Below are 1,227 nucleotides of genomic sequence, written 5' to 3' on the forward strand. Positions count from 1 at the left end.
GGTGGCGTTGCAGCAGGTGGCTCGTTTGCTGCCCGTGCGCGCCGCCTGTGTGAAAACGCCGAGATCATGGTGATCGAACGCGGTCCGGATGTTTCGTTTGCCAACTGCGGCCTGCCCTACTTTATCGGTGGCGAGATTGCGGCACGCGATGCACTGGCCGTGCAGACACCGGCAACGCTGCAATCAATGCTGAATCTGGATGTGCGTACCCGCAGTGAAGCCATCCGCATCGACCGCGCCAACAAACGCGTGGAGATTCGTCACCTCGACACTGGCGGCGTGGAATGGCAAAGCTACGACAAGTTGATGCTCGCCCCCGGTGCCTCGCCCCTGCGCCCGGATCTGCCCGGCATCGATGATGAGCGTGTTTTCACGCTGCGCAACTTGCAGGATATGGACCGCATTGCTGCTGCCACCGAATCGGGCATGCGTGCGGTGGTGATCGGTGCCGGCTTCATCGGTCTGGAAATGGCCGAACAACTGCACCACAAGGGTTTATCGGTGCAACTGGTGGAGATGCAGCATCAAGTTTTCCCGCAACTCGATGCACCGATGGCGGCACTGCTGGAAAGCGAACTGCGCCGCCACGACATCGGCCTGACGCTGGGCGACGGCGTAGCCAGTTTTGGATCGACTGAAGATTTCGTGCGCTGCCATCTGTGTTCGGGCAAGGTGCTGGATGCCGATCTGGTCATCATGTCGATCGGTGTGAAACCCGATACCGAACTGGCACGTGAAGCCGGTCTGCAATTGGGGCCACGCGGGCATATCGTGGTCGATGAATTCCAGCGCACTTCCGACCCCGATATCTACGCTGCCGGCGATGCCGTGGAAACACTCGATCGGGTTTTGGGCGGCAAGACCGTGGTGCCGATGGGTGGCCCGGCCAACCGCCAGGGCCGTGTGGCAGCGGATCACATCTTCCTGGGCGACAAGGCCCGCCCCTATCCGGGTTCGCTCGGCACCGCCATCGTGCGCGCTTTCGAAGTCAGTGCCGGCATGACCGGCTGGAGCGAAAAGCGCCTGCAGGCAGCAGGAAAAGCCTATGAAACCGTTACCGTCAACGATCACCAGCACGCCACATATTACCCTGGTGCCAAGTCGCTGACGCTGAAAATCCTGTGGGAACCGGAAAGCGGCAAATTGCTTGGCGCACAGGCCTGCGGCTTTGAAGGTGTCGACAAACGTCTGGATGTACTGGCCACAGCCATCGTCGGCGGCATGACG

Annotated in this window: 1 protein-coding gene; it reads left to right on the top strand. The window is 61.0% G+C overall.

Annotated features, from left to right (window positions below; all coding sequences use genetic code 11):
• The coding region (locus AC0KVQ_RS16450) for an FAD-dependent oxidoreductase (protein WP_473422279.1) at positions 1-1,227 on the top strand (1,227 nt) is incomplete at both ends.

The organism is Formivibrio sp. oc-25, from assembly GCF_055810895.1.